Source organism: Mediterraneibacter sp. 210702-DFI.3.120 (assembly GCF_020561005.1).
Taxonomy (GTDB): domain Bacteria; phylum Bacillota; class Clostridia; order Lachnospirales; family Lachnospiraceae; genus Mediterraneibacter; species Mediterraneibacter faecis.
In genome coordinates, this window is the sequence record NZ_JAJCNG010000001.1 from 54,664 (window position 1) to 72,413 (window position 17,750).

Genomic DNA, 17,750 nt, shown 5'->3' on the forward strand with positions numbered 1-17,750 from the left:
GATGACTCTATTATAAAATACAAATGTCACAGAAATGTCCGAGAAAAGAACAAAATTCAAGGAATTTCAGCCTGAATTGTTACAAATCTCGGACATTTCAAAAAAATTACAAAAGATACCAAATATGATATTTTGCTGTTCTTGATTTTATCTGTGACTAAAATTCTATTTAATACATCACAGCAAACTGCCTTTCAATCCCTTCTTGAAAACCAAGATAACTTTTTCAGCTCCCCAAAATGACATAGTTACAAGTTTGTAGCTTTGTTTTTCCATTTCTATAAGTTTAGCATTTATTTTTTCAGTTACATTTTCAGTAGTAATATTTTCTATTAATACGGTTTGATACATCATTCAATTGCCTCCATTATTTAATATTCGTTTTTAACAAAAATTTTATATCTAATTTTAGATTATCCACATAAACACTATACTTTCAAGTATTTTAAAGTATAGAAAACCATTCATTTTACCACGATTGAATGAGCCTTGATATGATAACAAAACAGCACTAAAAAGCAGTCCATCCTAAAGACTAACTGCTTTATTTGTAGTAATATTAAGTTTGCAAAATTGCATTTTGCAATTTTATTGATTGAAGCATAATCAATACTCACTTTTATCCGATATTGAGTAAACTATGAACTACCCATGGTTGAACTGTAATCATAACTATAAATATATAAATTGCATATAACATTATTTCGACCATGTCATTAACATTTTCGGACTGAAGCCTTTTTCTAAAATTAATGGGTAAGATTTTTGACAGCAGATAATATATCAAATATCCTAAACATGCTCCTGCTGTATTTATAATAAGGTCATTTATATCTGTTGCCCCCCAGCCAAACATCTGAACAATTTCAATAGATAAGGAAAACAGAAAGCCAGTTAGTACAACATTCTTTATATGACGATACTTCTTATACAGTAATGGTAAGAAAAAGCCCAAAGGCACAAATAAAACAAGATTAAGTATGGTATCTATTGGTCCACTTATCATACCCCAAAATGGAATTATAGAAATTTGGGGACGAAATGATATTGTGCTTGTATAACCAATACCTGTTACAGTTAAAATTCCAAATAAATAATAACAAAACACAAATACAGCGGTAATATGAAAAATGCTTTGTTTGCGTCCCGATTTTTTAAGATATAAAAAATACAATATAAGAACTGGAATTATAAACACATACCCACTTATTGAGCGAATAAGAATATCGGAAATTGGTAACATATTTTCACTCCTTTACATGAACTCATTACATATATTTGCCAGTCCGTTTCTTTCATAAGAATAACAGCAAAAATTTAAAATTATCCAACGAAAAATCGAAAATTTTTCTTAAACTTTTTATATAAAATTTCTGGTACCAGAATACTGCCTGCAAGTAAAATCATCAGTAGAGCAACCATTTCTTTGATTGGATAAGAAAAAACAAAATAAGATATCTCGGTTTTCATATACCATCCAATCCCGCAAATCAATATTGTACCAACGGTCAATATCAGAACACTCAGCAACAGCCAGGTAAAAATTCCTTCTGCAAGGAACATCCGCTGCAACTGCTTTCTGGTCATTCCCACACGATTCATAATGGCACATTCTTTTTTTCGAAGTAACATGTCCGTTACCCTTACATTTAAAAAATTCATAATCCCAATAAAGATCAGGCATCCGCTGATTACCAGAAGCAACAGCCTGCTGGTCTGAATATACTCCTGTTCTTTTAATAAAAGGTCTGACCGACTCTCCATCTGGAATAAATTTAATTGCTCCGCATATCCGTTTTCAGACTGAAATTCCATATTTTCTGTTTGGATCATTCCCTTTAACCTGTTTTTGCAGCCGGATTCCTGTTCCTTTTCTACAGAAAAGCTCATTTCAAAGGTCTGTGGGGTCAGATTCTCTGACAGGTTTTCAAAGGTTTCCTCTGTTACAAGAAGAAGATTGGTATTTCTGCCATCCCAGCACAACTCTAATTCCGGAAATCCTTCCTTTGTAATATCCAGATACCCGCAATTTACCAGTGTCTCTGGAAGCAGATCGGACATATCGGTTCCCACCGGAACCAGATCATACACTTCTATTGTATTTCCAAGCTGCTCCAATGCCTGCTCTTCTGCATATTCTGATACTCTGTGATCATGGAGAAGAATCGTTCCGTTTTCGTGTGTAAATGTTTCCCAGTCTGCTGTTATCTCCTGCTCTTTCAAAAATTCCTGCAGTTTTTCTTTTTCAGAAGAAGAAATTTTTTGGATTACAGTCGGAACGGTTTCCCCGTCATTTAATAACTTGATGCTATCCCGACCTTGTTTCCCGATAATAGGGTAAAATCCCTGGATCTTTGTTTCATCCTGCAGGCTGTTTCCGGCAGTCTGCTTGATGTTCTCCAAGAATTCTTTCGGGAAAAAGACCATATTTTCTGTATCCGGGGAAGTTTCCATCAGTGTGCTGCAGGCTTCCTGTGTGATACGGATTTGAAAATCAGGTTCTTTCATAAACTGGTTTTGCAGATCTACTCCCTTTACAATCACCGAAGATCCAAGCGCTAAGCCGCAACCTATGGTCAGAGAAATCATGGTGATGAAAAAAGCCTTTTTATTGTAAAACAGATATCTTCTGGCCAGATAAACTTCCGGCTTGTTTCCAAAACTTTGGAAAACTGCTTTCTTTTTCTTTGTTTGTTTCTTCTCTGCAACATTCCCAGTTCCATAGTTCATACATTCCAGAGGACTCAGGATTTTGATTTTTTGCTTTACCAGAAGTATCACAACACCCAAAGTCATTGCCACTGGCAGAATGGCTATCAGAAAGAACACAGGCTGATAGAAAGAAATCCCCTCCAGTTCTTCTGCCTGTCCAAGATACAGTTTTCCAATGACAGAGGGCAGGATTCCAAGTACCACCAGACTGCCTATGGCAACGCCTGCAAGGCTTCCCTTCAAGACAACTTCCATCATCTGCCGAAATATCACTTGTATAATCTGATGCTGCTGTACCCCGACTACTTCCATCAGACCATATTGCTGTAAATCTTTTCCTAATGATAAATTCAAAATATTATAGATGAACAAAAACATACACAGCAGAATCAGGAAAGAGAACAAGGCTGCAAATCCATAGCTTCCCAGCATTCCTTCCACTGCCCGGTATGCAGCCGAATCCATGCTGACGATCCGCTGCCCTTCTTTCAACCGGATATCTTCCTGCAACTGTTGTTCCATCTGTATGCCACTGACAGAATCCTTTTCCGGTTTCAGCAGTATCCTGCAGGGATTCCATCCAGCTCCGCTTTCTTTCAGTTTCTTCTCGGATAAAAATGCAATGGAAAAACTTGCCCCCTGATTCTGATATTCTGTAAAATATCCGGAAAGCTGAAACGTCTGTTGTCCGGTTCCTTTTGTTTGGAAAAGATCATTCCAATAAAAATCCAGCTTTAATTCCATTCCCACCTTTGGATCCGAAATTCCCAGATACGTTAAGGTTTTGGTGGAAAGCATGATTTCGTTTTCCTGTTTGGGATACGTTCCTATGATCTGTGTATAGGCCGGACAGAGCATAGTTTCAAATGCTGTTTCATCTGCCACAACACAGTCGCAATATTTTATCGTTTGATCGCATAGTTTTCCGGCAAATTTTTCTTTTCCCGTTTCTGCTATGTAGGAAAGCGTATGCAGCTGTCCTGCCATTTCTTCTGTACCATTTTCAAGATACGTTGACACCGTCATTCCATCTGTCCGGATATGTTTCTGGATGTCCACCTGGATCTTCCCATAGGCAAAACTTATCATACAGAAAATCACTCCAACGGTAAGTGCAACTGCCAGAAACAAAAGGCGGTTTTTGTTCCGGTTCTGCTTTCGATAAGAATCCAAAAGCACTTTTTCTGCCGGACGGTGATAATCATAGTCTTTCATCTTCCACCACCCTTCCGTCTTTCATGCGGATGATCCGATCTGCCATGGCAGCGATTTTTTCATCATGGGTAACCACAAGCATGGTCTGCTGATATTGCCTGCTGATCTTTTTTAACAGTTCCATAACAGAGACGCTGGTTCTGGAATCCAGATTTCCCGTCAACTCATCCCCCAACAGAATGGTAGGATGGGCGTAGACAGCTCTGGCAATGGCAGCTCTTTGTTGTTGTCCTCCCGATAACTCATCCGGCATCTGAAAGAGCTTCTCTTCGATCCCCAGAGTTTTTGCCAAATGGAAAACCTCTTTTTCATCTACTGTCCTCTCCAGTAATTTTGCCGGAAGCACGATATTCTCAAACACATTCATAGCAGGAATCAGATTATATTTTTGAAAAACAACACCAATGTGCCATCTACGAAAAGATATCTGTTCTTCTAAAGATAATTGCGTCAAATTTACATCATGCACATAAACACATCCATGGGTTGGCTTTTCCAATCCGCTGATCAAATTTATCAGGGTTGACTTTCCGCTTCCGGAAGCACCAATGACTGCAATAAACTCTCCCTCTTTTATGGAAAAGGATACATCATCAACGGCTCTTATATAATTTTCTCCATTTTGATATTCTTTTGTAAGTGAAACTAATTTTACAGCTGCCATAGTATCCTCCATATATTTCTTTATCTCGGCAGAAAAATAGAAAATGCTGACCCCTTTCCAACCTGTGATTCCACCGTAACGTAGCCGCCCTGCTGTGTCACAATTTCCCTGGTCAGATAAAGACCGATTCCAACACCCGGCTGATTATGAATCTCTTCTTCCCGGTAAAACCTCTTGAAAATAGATGCCTGATTGCTCTCTGAAATTCCTTTTCCAGTATCGGATACTTTTATCTCCACATACATTTCCCATTGCGCTACAGACACTTGGACACTTCCCCCTGTCGGGGTATATTTTACCGCATTGTCCAACAGATTAAAAATCGCTTCTTCTGTCCACTTACTGTCATGGGACACACGCACATCCTCCGGACATTCCACAGATACATGGATCTTTTTTTGCTCTGCGGAATATACGATTCCGCTCATAGCCTGCGCTAACGTATCATATATAAAGTGATCTTCTTTTTCTAATTGAATCACCCCGGTTTCCAAACGGGAGGTTTTCACCAATGCCTGTATTAAAAAATCCAGCTTATTGATCTGTCCTCTTACACTTTTCAGGAACTCATTTTGCTCCTGTTCTTCCAGGGATTTTGTCAAAAGTGTATCTACAATCATTTTCATGTTGCTCACCGGAGTCCTGACCTGATGGGAAATATCTGACACCAGGGACTGTAATTCCTGTCTCTCTGCTTCTACCTTCCGGTTGCTTTCCTGCAGAATATTATACAGACGCACCAGGCGGTGATGGATACGGGCAAAAATCGTCTCTCTGTCGGATACATTTTCAGGTTCCTGACTGCGGTTCATCATGTCATCCAGGATCTGGCACAGTTCAGAAGTAAAATTTGACAGTCTCATTCCCAACAGTTGTACCATAAAAAGCATCCACAGTGCTGCGCAGACTGTTAATGTCAGCCCAACCCATAACACTGCAATATTTTTGGTCAGAAAAAAGGAGACCAATATGATCGCTGTCATTGAGAGTATCATGCCGCCAGTCAGCCAAAAAAACATCTTTTTTACAGAGGTTTTCTTTCCTATCATGCTGTTTCACCTCCGGTCCATTTATATCCCATGCCATATACGGTTTTGATATATACCGTTCCATCTGTCTCAATCTTTCCCCGGATGCGGCTTAACGTTGTCGTTAACGTATGCTCGTCCACATAATTTTCTGTACAGTCCCATATTTTTTCCAACAACTGCTTTCTCGTTAATACACGATTGCGGTTCTGGCAGAACAGGTTCAGCATCCGAAACTCCAAGGTCGATAAGGTCAATGGCTTTCCACCCAGCATAGCTGTCTGCTCTGCAAAATTTAAAAACAGCCTGCCATCATCAAAGACATCCTGCATGGACACATGATGCCGCATCATACGCAGTACATTTTCTACTTTTCTCTGCAGGGAATGGATGGAAAAAGGTTTTGTGATATAATCTACTGCTCCAAGTTCATATCCCCGGATCTCATCACTTTCCCTGTCATTTGCAGTCAAAAAGATTACAATGGTATCACTATATTTTTCCCGGATTGTTTTTGCAATCGCATATCCATCTCCATCTGGAAGATTAATGTCCAATAGTACCAGATCAAACGGTTGGTTTTTTAATACTTCCATGGCTTCTTTTACCGTTTCCACCGAAACAATCCCATAGGATTCTGACTGTAGGTTGTAAACTAACATTTTATTTAAAAGTTCATCATCTTCTACGATTAAAATCTGTTTCATTCCTTTTCATCCTTTACGATCATTTTGCTATCATTCCAATTCTTATTTTACAACAGAAATGTCCTAGAAATGTTACAGATTGAAAAATTTATGATTTTCTTTTGGTAATCTTAAAAATCTTTTGGAACGCAAAAAGAAGATGCATGTCACCACACACCTTCTCGTCACTTGCTAAAATCACTTTATACCTCTTGCCTGACTTTAAAACCAATGAATTTTTTCTTCTCTGAATTGGGGCGTATCACTCTTTTGATACGGATCGTAGTTATGAAGATTACAGCCGAATTCCTTCAAGGATTGAATTTGATCCTCTGCTGACCATTCAATCAATGAAATTCCATCAAATTCTTCAATATCCCCATTATCCATCACATTTTTAAAATACCATTCAACAATGGTCTGATTTTCTTTATGAAAAAACTGTTTGATATCCCAAGCGATTACACTCCCCCTCATATTCCATTCCTGAAACCAATGCTTTACGGTTTCACGATTGCTATAACATGGTCCCCAGCTTTCTGTATAACTCACGTTCTCTGCAAAAATATCATCCATTCCCAAATCTTTCTTTTCCAGCCACATAGAAAACCATAACCGGATCATCTGTTCTCTCTTGTCCATAATAGAATCCCTCCTATATCAAATTCGTTACAGAACCTCTAAACTCAATCCTTTTTCCCATCTATCAAATCATAACTCATATCCAGAAAATCTAAGATTTTTGCCTCGCTTACACTTCCATCTAACAACATGGTGATCCAATACTTCTTATTCATGTGATACCCTGGCAGAAAACCGTAGGTCTGTGTCAGAAGTCCAACCATATCCGGTTCACACTTCACATTGATGATATCTACGGTTCCTTCCTCCTTCAAACCCAGTTTTGATTTTTCAACTCGCAGAATAGCTGCATACCACTTTCCATTTTTATGCCGGAGTATTGCACTCTTAGGAGAACTCTTCCAAAGATATTCCGGAATTGTTCCATATTGTTTTTTTACATATTCAAAAATTTCTTCCCGTTTCAAATATTCCACTCCCCAATGACTCTATTTTATCAATCTCATGATTGTACTTTTCGTATTTATCACCAGGCAGGACGTGCGCCCTGCCTGCTTCCCTATTATAGCATTGTTCCTTTGCTCCTACAATGCAATCTGTTCTTTGATTTTTTCTCATTTTTTAGTAAGCAACCAGTCCATATCCCAAAATGGACTGAGAATTCACCGTATAGTTGTTCTGCTTTACTGCATCTCCGCTGTTTCCCTCAATCGTATGTACCGTAGTTCCATCGCAGCTTTCCACGATTCCTACATGGTCACTGGCTCCGTCATGATCCCAATCAAAAAAGATGATAGTCCCTGGTGTCGGAACACTTCCTCCACTCTGCCATTTCCCCTTTGCCTGAAACCAAGCTACACCATCCGTACAAACAGAAAACTTCGGTACTGCTTCCTTTTGAATGAGCCCTGCCTGATCCGCACACCAGCTGACAAAGCAGGCACACCATTCTTGTCTCTCTGTAAATCCCCACCATGACCAGAACTTCTCTCCGCCTTCATGTCCAAGCTGGCTTTTCGCAATGGTAACAAGCTGTCCGTTTCCAAATAGGCCGGCAAACCAACCTCCACCGGAATAATACCGCATCACATGAGGCACATACTCTGGATCGCCATAACCAGACCAGCCATGGGCGGCTGCCTGTTCCTGGGAAAACTGCAACGCATTGGCTTCACTGTAACCGCCAAATTTTTCCAACGCCCATGAGATATAGCCATTGCCATAATTGTATCCCTGCCAACTGAGTTTCAGCTTGTCCATATCCTGGGGACTTTCACATCCGGCTTCCTGGACGCAATCTGCATAATACTGTATCCCCACCTTGATGGAATAGTCTGCATCCTGAATCGCACCGGGAGTATTGGGATACTGGGTATTATAAGGACACTCACTAGCCTGCATGGGATCGGTTCCCCTGCCTCCGCTTTCCTGCATCATAATGGCTTGGATTGCCGGAACATATTCCGGGATTCCAAATTCACTGGCATACTTTTGAATGGCGGGCGTATGCGCCAACACTTCCGCACTTAACGCCTCACTGCTCTGGGAATTTCCCAAAAAGGCTGCACCGCCAATAATCCCTACAATCAAAATCAGAACAACCAGAACCGCACCACCGCCTGCCATCAGAGCCGCAAATGCAGCTTTCACTGCATGAGCGGCAGCTTCTGCCATGGCTTTCAATCCTCTTCCAGTTGCCTTTGCACTTTGCTTGGCAGTCTGAACCGAGTGCATGGCAGCCCGTTTTGCTTCCCTGGCTGCTTTCATGGATTTCAGTGCTTGCTTTTTCTGTAAGACTGCCTGGGTTTTCACTTTCTGGGAAGAAACCGGAGAGGCTTTCACCACACGGGGCGCTATTTTTACCGTCCGATTTCCAGCTTCCTTAATTGTTTTCTCGGCTTCCGGCTTGACCTTAATGCTTCTTGTGGCTTCTGTTCGCCCTTTCTTTGCCATTGTCTGTCCTGCCTGGGTAAATGTGTTACCTCTTGTATTTTCCTCTCCCAACGAGGGTGTCGCGGCTTCTCTCTGCTTTTGTTTCTGCGCCTTTATCTTCTCATAGGTTTTCACCGCCAGCTTCTTACCGCCACGATAGGCTGCCGAAGCACTTTCTCTTCCCATGCGCTGTTCCACACGCTGGATGCGGTTTCCGGCATATTCTACCGGGGATTCCTCCCCCGTTTCTCTTCCGATCTTATCTGCCATAATGCTGGACTTTTCTTTTGCTTCCAGCATCGCAGAACGCACCAGTTCCTTCGGAAGCCGGGAGGCAGGATTACGGATCTTCGGACTTTGCCCCCGCACTTTTTCTTTGATCTCTTTCAATCACACACCTCCCATCTTTTGTACTTTCTAACGTTCCCTTCCTCGCTTTTTTGATTTCTTCTGCTGGCTCTCCAGCTGTTCCAGTTCCTTTACCGCTTCCTGCACCAGCGGATGATTGGCATAATAGGGAACATAGGACAATAACTCTTTTTCCTTCTCCCCGGTCGCCAATGGATATTCTCCCTCGTTATACAGTGGATCGTCTGCATGGTGGAGGGAAAACTCCAAAGACGGAACCATGTGAGGGAAACGTTTGCAAAATCTCTGGTAATGCCGGAATGCTTCTTTTAAAGATGTACATTCAATACACTCTCCCATTCCATGAAACTCCCCGCATTCAGATGCAAAAAAGGTAATCGTTGTTTCTTCTTTCATAGTTCTCACCTCTCTCTGAAAATTTTCTCTTTATCGAACTGCCGCCTTCTTTTTTTCTTCTTTGCCAGGCTTCAGAGGATGTGATTCCTGTCTCAGTTCCTGCAGGGTATCTTTCAAAGATGTCGGTTTCCTTTGTCTTTCTTCCAGTTTTCCAATCTGCTGTTGCAATCGTTCTGTTTTCTGTTCCAGCCGATGGATGCTCCGCATGGATTGGAATAACACCTTCTGAGTTTGAAAGATCATTCCCTGTTCCGGATTTCGCTCTGTGATTTTTGCGGTATCTTTTCCGTTCATTTCCAAAAATGCGTTTTTCAGATGCCCTTTGGCAACTTGCAGTTCTTCCGCCATGCTCCCCAGACGGTCAATCTTCTGATCCATCGACAGCATCACCGTATGCAGAGACGATTGGATTTTTTGCAAGCCTTGGGTAAGGTGCATTCCCTTTACCGCACAGGCAAGGGCATCTTTCCCCTTTTCTTTAAAATCAACTACTGCCTGTTCTGCCCGTTCCACAAACTTTCGTTTCCATTCTCCCACCTGAAAACGAAGTGTTTTCACCTGATGTTCTGCTTTCTGGATTGTATTCACCGCAAAGAGTTTGACCTTACTTTCCTGCATCACACCCAGTTGCTTCTTCACCTCTCCCAATTCTTTTAAGACGGTTCCCAGTTGCATTTCCATGGAATCAATATAGTCTGCCATACGGAGCACATCCCCTTTTTCCTGATTCATGCCCTGTTGTTCCAACAGCTCCAGCAATACCCGGATACTGCCCTGCTCCCGAAGCGGTTCTCTCGTTTCCTGGATTTCCACTGTTTGTCCTTCTTCCATTTACATTCCCTCCTTCCCAAAAGGATGCTGCCAAAGAAATTCCAACAGCACCCTAAAAAATATCTTTTCGACTAACACTCTCCCGGTTTCGTTGTCATCAAGCGGTACAGCTTCGTATTCTTCGGAAAGCTGTTCTCAAATGGCACCAGATTTCCGGAACACCGGATCAGTCCCTTTCCTGCGCCTACATTTGTGATATAGGATAACTGGTTCTCGGAAATATTCAAAAGGGAAGCCAGTTCATCCCGGTCTGTGGTCGCCTGGTTTAAAAGGATCAAAAATTCACTGTTTGCCAGCATCAGTCTTGCAGTATCCGATTTCAAAAGTTCCTCCACGTTCTGCGTTAAACCTGTCACAAATCCCTGGTATTTACGAATCCTCTTGTAGAGGCGGTAGAAAAAGTCAGCACTGTACTGATACCGGAACAAGAGATAAAACTCATCGGCAAAGATCCAGGTAGTTTTTCCTTTCTTCCAGTTCTGGATTACCCGGTTGAAAATACTGTCCAAGGTAACCAGCATACCAAGAGGCATGAGCTGCTCTCCCAGTTCCCGGATATCATAGGCAATGATACGGTTCTTCGTATCCACATTGGTTTTCTGTGCAAAGGTATTGAGACTTCCATTGATAAACAGTTCCGAAGACAAGGCAAGCCCTCTGGCCTCTTCTTCCGGCTGGAGTATGAGCTGGCGGTACAAGTCTTTCAAGGTCGGCACTTCGCTTTTATAACCGCTTCGGATATATTCCCGGTACACATCTGCGGTACAGCGGTCCAGGATGGATTTTTCCTTTGCCGACAGATTGCCAGCCCCCACTAACTGTTCAAACAGGGACAAAATAAACTCTGACTTCTCAATGAGCGGATTCTTGTCGTTTCCATAGGCAGAATCCATATCCAGTGCATTCAGATGAGTATGGGACGTTGCAGAAATGGAGATCACTTCTCCATTCAGCGCTTCCACCAGCGAACCGAATTCTGACTCCGGATCTAAGATAAGAATGTCATCTTCCGTAGACAAGGCCAGATCCACAATCTCTTCTTTTGCCGAGAAACTCTTTCCCGAACCGCTGACACCAAGACGGAAAGAGTTTCCATTCAATAGTTTCCTTCGGTCTGCCACCAGCATATTTTTGCTCACCGCATTCTGCCCATAATAAATACCACCCGGCTGCATGATCTCCTGGGTATGGAATGGAATCAGCACTGCGGTGGACTCTGTGGTCAGGGTACGCAGGGCATTGATCTTTCGGATGCCATAAGGCAGTACCGTATTGAGTCCATCCACTTGCTGCCACTTCAAAGTTGCCATCTGGCACAAATGTTTTCTTGCCACGGATAAAATGCTCTCCGTATCCGAATCCAACTGTTTCTTGCTGTCTGCCATATGCACCATGGTAAGGATGCCGAACATCATCCGCTGATCCCTGGTCGTCAAATCATCCAGCATTTCTTTGGTCTCTTTCCTCTGTAGTTCCATATCATAGGGTACAATGGCGGAAAAGTTATTGTTGGCATTCTGGCGTCTCTGCCAGTTGGTCACGTTCGTCTCCACACCGAGCAGACGGTTCTGGATCTCACGCACTGCTTCGTCTGTTGGCACCGGGAGAATGTCAATGGACAGCATCAGATCCCGGCTCAAATCACATAACTCCGAAATCATGTCATCCTTGACATAACTGGCATAATCCTGCATATACAGCACCCGTCCATATCGCTCGTTGATCTTGAAACAGTCTTTGGAAAATTCCATGGACTGGGGACAGATCCAGTCCTTAAAACTGCTCCCCCGTTTGGCAAACGCCTTCATATCAAATGGGAAGCACTGAGGCTGGTCTGCCCTGAAAAAATCCCGGAAGATCTGCAGGCGCTGTTCCGCATCCAGCTCTTCTCCAATGGAGGACAGCTTGCTCAGATGGGTGATGATATCCGTTCCCACACGGGCAAAATAGGTCCTTGCCTCATCAATGTTCTTCTTATGGACACTGACCGTCAGATACCGCTCCTGATAAATACTGTTGTTGGTGCCGCTGACCTTGGATAACAGCATTTCGTTGTATTCCTTCCGGTATGTATCCAACCCGTCCTCTTTCATCGGCAACAGCAGGGAGGCTTCAAACTCTTCCTTATTGATTCTTCTATTATTTAGGGTAATCTTGGCAGATGCACCGGAATCCAACGCATTTAATAGTTCACTGTAATCTAAGAACATTTCCGTTTTATCTTCTTTACTTGCAATGGCATAGTTGATATCCGAAAACCGAAAGGATTTGGAAAATTTCGTCCCGGACTGGAACACTCCATCCGGCCAGATCCGCTGGATGGGAATCGCCTGCTGGACAGACCTTGGGACTTTGAACTTCTCCCGGTCCATTTTTAATGCCTGCTGTAAGGTTTTAATCAAACGCACCACTCCTTCCTGACTTCTTTTTCTGCTTCATCTGTTTTTTCCTTGCCCGCTGTTCCCTCTTTTTCAAAAGGGCAGCGCCATCTCCCCTGGTCTTTTCTCCAAGACTCATCGTCTCTTCCATACAGGCATGGTACAGATCCTCGCTTTGAAACAGCAATCGCTTGGGGTATAAAAATTCGGACTTGATATACGCCCAGGCAAACTGCTCCGCATTCATGCCATGGTACTGGAAGAACCCACAGGCTGCGAACGGAGCAGCGCCTAAGATACACAGCCACCCGGTCATTTCCTGCCCTACATAGTCTCCCAGACCAAAATAAATCCCTACCGCCACAAGAATGGCAAACAGGGAAAAGATGCACTGTCGCAGGTTCAGTCCCATAAACATAGACTCCTGATAGTTGCGGATTTCTTTATTCATTTTTACTTCCATTTTTCTCGCTCTCTTTCTTTTATTTTTCTATTCCTATAATCCCATCATTTCTTTCACAATCCGGTCAGATGCTTTTACCGCACCCACCAGTACCAGCAGATTAAACACCAGTTCCCCTACATAATTCCACACAATGGTCACCGCACTCAAAGAGGTATCCCCTACTGCTGGCGGACTGGCTGCATAGACAGAAAAGATGATACAAGCTAGTGCAATGATCGCCCCTTCCAGACACACTCCCGCATAAGACTTGATAAAGTTTTTTCCCACCGACTGGGAGGGTTCACCCGCAAAGGTGGAAATGGGAATGGGTGCAATGGCAGTGTACATATACAGCTTAAACATCCTTCCATATACCGTAAGGATCATAATGAAGGACAGCACTGTAATCAAAAGGCTTCCCAGCAAGGTCACAATCCACAGAGGAATGGATTCCAGCATGCCCACCGCTTCAATCTTCTCCACGATCTCTGCTGGAAGTTCTGTCACGCCACCATTGGTCATGCCTGACTGTGCCATGATGGTAGACACAATCCCCTGAACAATGGAAAACAGCGCTGTCATCAGTTCCATGCCATACATGATGGCGCCTTGCGCCAGGGCAAAGCGGATAAAGGCTTTCAGGGCATGCTCCGGCTTCTTCATGTCCGTAAAACTGCCACAGGTCTTGACAATCCCGGCAGCAAAAAACAAGACCAACAACCCATATCCAATGGCTGTCAGCGCTCCGTTAATCCCGGTGATGACGCTCCAAATATCCCCGCCCTTAAAAGATTCCGGGCTTTGGGTAAGCAGTGTCCAGATTTCTGACAGTTTCTCATTCCAGGTGTTCAGTGCAGAGTTTAGGTTCTGCACGATCCAGTTATCACTCAAACAGCTTCACCTCCTTTGCCGGGGCAGGAAGAGTCTCTCCCTACCCCTTTCCATTTCTTCCTGCTACCCAACGATCAGGTCCAGGATCTCTTTTGCAAAGGTAATGATGACGCCTCCTGCCAGAGTCAAAAATCCATTGGCTCTCTGGCTGGGATCGTGACTTTTTAAGCTCAATCCCACCTGCACCACACCAAATCCCAATAAGATCAGACCAATGGCCCGGATCAGGGAAAAGATAAAGGTGGACAGGTTATTGATGACCGCCAACGGATCTCCGGCGGCAAGCACCGGAGCTGCCCCTACGGTCATGGACAACACCAGAGCCACATAAAAGGCAAAGGGATATTTAGGTCCTTTTCCCATAACTTTCGGTACTGTGGTATGGTTTCCTGTTTGATTCTTTGGCATTTCATTTGTTTTCTTCAATGGCATTCCTCCAATCAAAAAGACTGCTCCCCTCCGAGGATTTCCTCAGCTGAGAGCAGTTCATAATCATCCAGTCTCCTGGTATCAATGGTTACATCTTCATGAGACAGCGGTGCTTTCGCATAATCATAGGGAGGCGCACCGCCATCCTCCGTATATTTCACATTCACATGCTTGTGCAGATCGTATTTCTCATCCAAAATAGGACGCTCCCCACGCACCAGCAGCACCGCTTTCCGGTTATCCAAAAGCCGCACTTCATCCGGGGTGAGAAGTTCCCTTCCAGACTGTTGGAAATTCACAGAATAACTTCCGCTTCTTCCTTTGGTCTGCCCATAGGTATTGGTATCCAGTGTTTCTTTTCCCAGTAGTTCTGAGACATATTTATGCCCCTCTTTTTCATTGCCGCCCAAGTATAAAAATTCATCGCAATTTCCTATCAGACTTTCCCAGCTGTCCTTAAACAAGGCTTTCATCTGGGCAATGTTCTGGATGATGATACTGCAGGAAATTGCGCGCGACCGCATGGTTGCCAGCAACTTATCAAAGTCATCGGGCAATGCCACGTTGGGCCACTCATCCATGATGCAGTGTACCGGAATGGGCAGTTTCCCATGGTATTTCCGGTCTGCCACATAGTAAAGGGTCTGGAACAGGTTACTGTAGATCATACCCACCAGATAGTTGAGACTGGTATCTGCATCCGGGATACAGCAAAACAGCGCCACCTTTTTCTCCCCGATGCTGTAAAGATCCAGTTCATCGGTGCAGGTTAAATTGGCGATCTGTTTTAAGTTGAACGCTGCCAGACGGACACCTACGGAAATCAGGATGGACTTAGCAGTTTTTCCAGCCGCCTGTTTGTAAATGGCATACTGCTTGACTGCAATACTTTCCGGATTGCGCATCTCCAGTCGTTCAAACAAAATATCCAAGGGTGACTGGTATTCCTCATCGTCCTCTTTTACCTGGGCAGAGCCTAACATTTCCATAATCATGGAGAAGTTCTGTTCTTCCGGCGGCGCTTCATGTAACAGATACAGCATAAGCGCCTGCAGCAAGGCAGTCTCACTTTGTGTCGATAGGTAAGCCTTTGATGTAATCACCAGCTTTTCCCCCGACTAGCACCGGACATGCGACTTTCACCGCATCCGGCGCCCCACCGATTGCTTTTCTCAGATATTTAATCAGTTTCCAAATTTTCACATTATCCTATTGTAGGAAGTCCAGACAGCTTTCGCAGACTGTTTATCTTAGACATCATTTTCGTAGTTACTTTCAATGTTTTGGCTAAGGCTTTTAATTGTCCCAGAGATGTTTTCTGTAATAACGGTAAATATCTGTCATGAATCAGAGTCATATTTTTGTAGCGTTCCAAACCACCTTGCTCTTTTGGCTTTTTATACCAACAAGCAATGCTTTGGGCAGTTGTAAATTCTTCCCCGCTGATAGCACATTTCCCTTTCTGTGCAGAAAATAGTGACAGACTGCTGTCCAGAACTTCTATGCTATCTTCTTGAGGTTTCTTTGTTTTCAATCCATACAGAACTGCCTTATTTAGGCTTAATTCTGTATGGATTGGCTCTCTGCCCTCCGCTGTATAATTGCATACTTTGATTCTTTTCGGCATAGCCACTTTATATTTCACATATGCGATTGGGTATATCATTTGGTCAATTCCAGCAACATAACGAACCATTTTCGATTTTCCAAACCTTTCCTGTTCGCTTTTTGTCATTGTCCCACCTTCCCGTTTCAGCATACTTCCTTTTTCAGTGTTCATCCGATTGGTCAGTACCGTCATCACCTGTCTGTGGAATCCCCTGCAATCAATACTGATACAGGTTGCAATCTGATAATAATTCTGTATGCCTAACACCATGGAGTTGTATAATCTTATCTCATTTAAACAAGTCATTTTCTCCCTTGGCTTGGCAATATGTTTTGCCTGTTCCACTAACTTCTCTTTTTCAATTTTAGCCTTTTTGTCACAAATTGCTGACTTCACGATATATCTGTGGTTTTTCTGAATAACTCTTATCTTGAATCCCAAAAACTCCGACCACCTTTTACGGGTGTTTACAATCCTTGTTTTCTCTGGGGATACTTCAAGCCTCAGTCGTTCTTCAATCCACCTTGTAACAGCTTCTTTTGTTTTTACGGCATCTTCCTTGGTTTTACAGAAAATTCTAAAATCATCCGCATATCGAATGATGTGCATTTCTTTTAATCTTGTTTTGCGCATCATATTGTATCCACTGCCTTTGTCCAGAACTGGGGATGTGCGGATAATCCGATACTTCGCTTTCTGCAATGCCAGAGGATTTTCTTCCCACTGGCTCGCTACCCACCAGTCAAGTTCATTCAGTACGATATTTGCCAGCAAAGGGGAAATAATTCCTCCCTGCGGTGCTCCCTTGTCAGGGATAATCGTGGAACCGTCCTGCATTCGTATAGGTGCGCTCAGAATTCGCCGGATTACAAATAGCAGCTGCTTATCCTGTATTCCCATTGCCCACATCTGCTTTATCAGCTTGCTGTGATTCACATTATCAAAGAACCCTTTTATGTCAAATTCAATGACATAATGTAAATTCATTCGCTGTAACATCGTATAGGTTTTTGATATTGCATGTTCTACAGACCGATTAGGTCTAAACCCATAGATGTTGTTATAAAACTTTGCTTCACATATTGGTTCTAAAATCTGTTTCACACATTGCTGTACCAGCCTGTCCCATATACAGGGAATCCCTAATGGACGTGTTTTTCCATTTGGCTTTGGGATATCTTTTCGCCTTACAGGTTTGGGTCTGTAACCATGCTGACTTTCTGTGACAATAAACCTCACTTTCTTCACTACCATATCGGGTGTCATTCTCCCGATTACTGTGATATTCTGATTGTCTGTTCCTGCTGTATAGCTTCCCTTGTTGGCTTTTATATTTCTATATGCAAGCAGTATATTGTCCCGGCTTAGTATCAGCTCCATGAGATGCTCGAATTTTTCACCGTCCATGCTCTTTTGATATAATGTATCAAAAGTAGTCTGCATATCATAATATTCTGCATGCCGAAGGTCATCTACACATAGGCTTTTGCTTTTCTTTGGCATAAGGCATCACCTCCTTGAAAGTGACCCTTTTGGTCTTACTCGAATCCTTATGTTGGACTGAATAATATCTGATTTTTCAC

Annotated in this window: 19 protein-coding genes; all 19 read right to left on the reverse strand. The window is 43.0% G+C overall.

The genetic code is table 11. The features are described from left to right. Positions 1 to 177: 177 nt before the first annotated feature. Positions 178 to 354 carry a hypothetical protein gene (locus tag LI162_RS00235; protein ID WP_227155426.1) on the reverse strand — a complete coding sequence of 59 codons (177 nt, stop codon included), beginning with the start codon at positions 352 to 354 and terminating at the stop codon, positions 178 to 180. 265 nt (positions 355 to 619) lie between these two features. Beyond that, the gene (locus LI162_RS00240) at positions 620 to 1,243 is read right to left on the reverse strand and encodes a VanZ family protein (RefSeq protein WP_055056436.1); all 624 of its coding nucleotides are present in this window, start codon (positions 1,241 to 1,243) and stop codon (positions 620 to 622) included. Between the two features lie 80 nt (positions 1,244 to 1,323). After that, complete coding sequence (locus LI162_RS00245; protein WP_055056435.1) at positions 1,324 to 3,927, reverse strand: FtsX-like permease family protein; 2,604 nt, start codon at positions 3,925 to 3,927, stop codon at positions 1,324 to 1,326. Further along, a complete protein-coding gene (locus LI162_RS00250) occupies positions 3,914 to 4,591 on the reverse strand; it encodes an ABC transporter ATP-binding protein (protein WP_025577422.1) in 678 nt (225 codons plus the stop codon). The genes LI162_RS00245 and LI162_RS00250 overlap by 14 nt, the downstream gene beginning before the upstream one ends. A gap of 20 nt (positions 4,592 to 4,611) precedes the next feature. Then, positions 4,612 to 5,640 (reverse strand): sensor histidine kinase, encoded by a 1,029-nt coding sequence (locus LI162_RS00255; protein WP_227155428.1) that lies wholly within the window; start codon positions 5,638 to 5,640, stop codon positions 4,612 to 4,614. Then, positions 5,637 to 6,326 (reverse strand): response regulator transcription factor, encoded by a 690-nt coding sequence (locus tag LI162_RS00260; protein WP_018595846.1) that lies wholly within the window; start codon positions 6,324 to 6,326, stop codon positions 5,637 to 5,639. The genes LI162_RS00255 and LI162_RS00260 overlap by 4 nt, the downstream gene beginning before the upstream one ends. A gap of 201 nt (positions 6,327 to 6,527) precedes the next feature. Continuing rightward, on the reverse strand, positions 6,528 to 6,947 hold the full coding sequence (locus tag LI162_RS00265; RefSeq protein ID WP_055214759.1) for a nuclear transport factor 2 family protein: 420 nt from the start codon (positions 6,945 to 6,947) through the stop codon (positions 6,528 to 6,530). Between the two features lie 44 nt (positions 6,948 to 6,991). Beyond that, positions 6,992 to 7,354: an MmcQ/YjbR family DNA-binding protein gene (locus LI162_RS00270; RefSeq protein ID WP_172675983.1), complete on the reverse strand. Its 363-nt coding sequence runs from the start codon at positions 7,352 to 7,354 to the stop codon at positions 6,992 to 6,994. Continuing rightward, complete coding sequence (locus LI162_RS00275; RefSeq protein WP_227155430.1) at positions 7,332 to 7,505, reverse strand: hypothetical protein; 174 nt, start codon at positions 7,503 to 7,505, stop codon at positions 7,332 to 7,334. The genes LI162_RS00270 and LI162_RS00275 overlap by 23 nt, the downstream gene beginning before the upstream one ends. A 3-nt stretch (positions 7,506 to 7,508) precedes the next feature. Beyond that, positions 7,509 to 9,209 carry a CHAP domain-containing protein gene (locus LI162_RS00280; protein ID WP_227155432.1) on the reverse strand — a complete coding sequence of 567 codons (1,701 nt, stop codon included), beginning with the start codon at positions 9,207 to 9,209 and terminating at the stop codon, positions 7,509 to 7,511. A 27-nt stretch (positions 9,210 to 9,236) separates the two neighbouring features. Next, a complete protein-coding gene (locus tag LI162_RS00285; RefSeq protein ID WP_227155433.1) occupies positions 9,237 to 9,584 on the reverse strand; it encodes a hypothetical protein in 348 nt (115 codons plus the stop codon). Positions 9,585 to 9,614: 30 nt separating this feature from the next. After that, positions 9,615 to 10,415, reverse strand: a complete 801-nt coding sequence (locus LI162_RS00290; protein WP_055214753.1) for a DUF6674 family protein — start codon at positions 10,413 to 10,415, stop codon at positions 9,615 to 9,617. A 71-nt stretch (positions 10,416 to 10,486) separates the two neighbouring features. Next, a complete protein-coding gene (locus LI162_RS00295; RefSeq protein WP_255615845.1) occupies positions 10,487 to 12,817 on the reverse strand; it encodes a VirB4-like conjugal transfer ATPase, CD1110 family in 2,331 nt (776 codons plus the stop codon). Next, positions 12,810 to 13,256: a PrgI family protein gene (locus LI162_RS00300; protein ID WP_195389226.1), complete on the reverse strand. Its 447-nt coding sequence runs from the start codon at positions 13,254 to 13,256 to the stop codon at positions 12,810 to 12,812. Before LI162_RS00300 ends, LI162_RS00295 begins: the two co-directional genes overlap by 8 nt. 33 nt (positions 13,257 to 13,289) lie before the next feature. Beyond that, positions 13,290 to 14,129, reverse strand: a complete 840-nt coding sequence (locus tag LI162_RS00305) for a hypothetical protein (RefSeq protein ID WP_055214751.1) — start codon at positions 14,127 to 14,129, stop codon at positions 13,290 to 13,292. Positions 14,130 to 14,192: 63 nt separating this feature from the next. Then, complete coding sequence (locus LI162_RS00310; RefSeq protein ID WP_055215345.1) at positions 14,193 to 14,561, reverse strand: hypothetical protein; 369 nt, start codon at positions 14,559 to 14,561, stop codon at positions 14,193 to 14,195. Between the two features lie 8 nt (positions 14,562 to 14,569). Then, positions 14,570 to 15,661 (reverse strand): VirD4-like conjugal transfer protein, CD1115 family, encoded by a 1,092-nt coding sequence (locus LI162_RS00315; protein ID WP_330421704.1) that lies wholly within the window; start codon positions 15,659 to 15,661, stop codon positions 14,570 to 14,572. Continuing rightward, entirely contained in the window at positions 15,624 to 15,761 is a 138-nt protein-coding gene (locus LI162_RS00320) for a hypothetical protein (RefSeq protein ID WP_227078876.1), read from the reverse strand. Before LI162_RS00320 ends, LI162_RS00315 begins: the two co-directional genes overlap by 38 nt. 1 nt (position 15,762) lies before the next feature. Beyond that, on the reverse strand, positions 15,763 to 17,670 hold the full coding sequence (ltrA, locus tag LI162_RS00325) for a group II intron reverse transcriptase/maturase (protein ID WP_227155437.1): 1,908 nt from the start codon (positions 17,668 to 17,670) through the stop codon (positions 15,763 to 15,765). Positions 17,671 to 17,750 lie beyond the last annotated feature (80 nt).

Coding starts and splice junctions, on each gene's coding strand:
- LI162_RS00235 (WP_227155426.1), bottom strand. CDS start 354: ATGATGTATCAAACCGTATTAATAGAAAATATTACTACTGAAAATGTA.
- LI162_RS00245 (WP_055056435.1), bottom strand. CDS start 3,927: ATGAAAGACTATGATTATCACCGTCCGGCAGAAAAAGTGCTTTTGGAT.
- LI162_RS00240 (WP_055056436.1), bottom strand. CDS start 1,243: ATGTTACCAATTTCCGATATTCTTATTCGCTCAATAAGTGGGTATGTG.
- LI162_RS00290 (WP_055214753.1), bottom strand. CDS start 10,415: ATGGAAGAAGGACAAACAGTGGAAATCCAGGAAACGAGAGAACCGCTT.
- LI162_RS00255 (WP_227155428.1), bottom strand. CDS start 5,640: ATGATAGGAAAGAAAACCTCTGTAAAAAAGATGTTTTTTTGGCTGACT.
- LI162_RS00285 (WP_227155433.1), bottom strand. CDS start 9,584: ATGAAAGAAGAAACAACGATTACCTTTTTTGCATCTGAATGCGGGGAG.
- LI162_RS00260 (WP_018595846.1), bottom strand. CDS start 6,326: ATGAAACAGATTTTAATCGTAGAAGATGATGAACTTTTAAATAAAATG.
- LI162_RS00275 (WP_227155430.1), bottom strand. CDS start 7,505: ATGAGAAAAAATCAAAGAACAGATTGCATTGTAGGAGCAAAGGAACAA.
- LI162_RS00250 (WP_025577422.1), bottom strand. CDS start 4,591: ATGGCAGCTGTAAAATTAGTTTCACTTACAAAAGAATATCAAAATGGA.
- LI162_RS00310 (WP_055215345.1), bottom strand. CDS start 14,561: ATGCCATTGAAGAAAACAAATGAAATGCCAAAGAATCAAACAGGAAAC.
- LI162_RS00265 (WP_055214759.1), bottom strand. CDS start 6,947: ATGGACAAGAGAGAACAGATGATCCGGTTATGGTTTTCTATGTGGCTG.
- ltrA (WP_227155437.1), bottom strand. CDS start 17,670: ATGCCAAAGAAAAGCAAAAGCCTATGTGTAGATGACCTTCGGCATGCA.
- LI162_RS00300 (WP_195389226.1), bottom strand. CDS start 13,256: ATGGAAGTAAAAATGAATAAAGAAATCCGCAACTATCAGGAGTCTATG.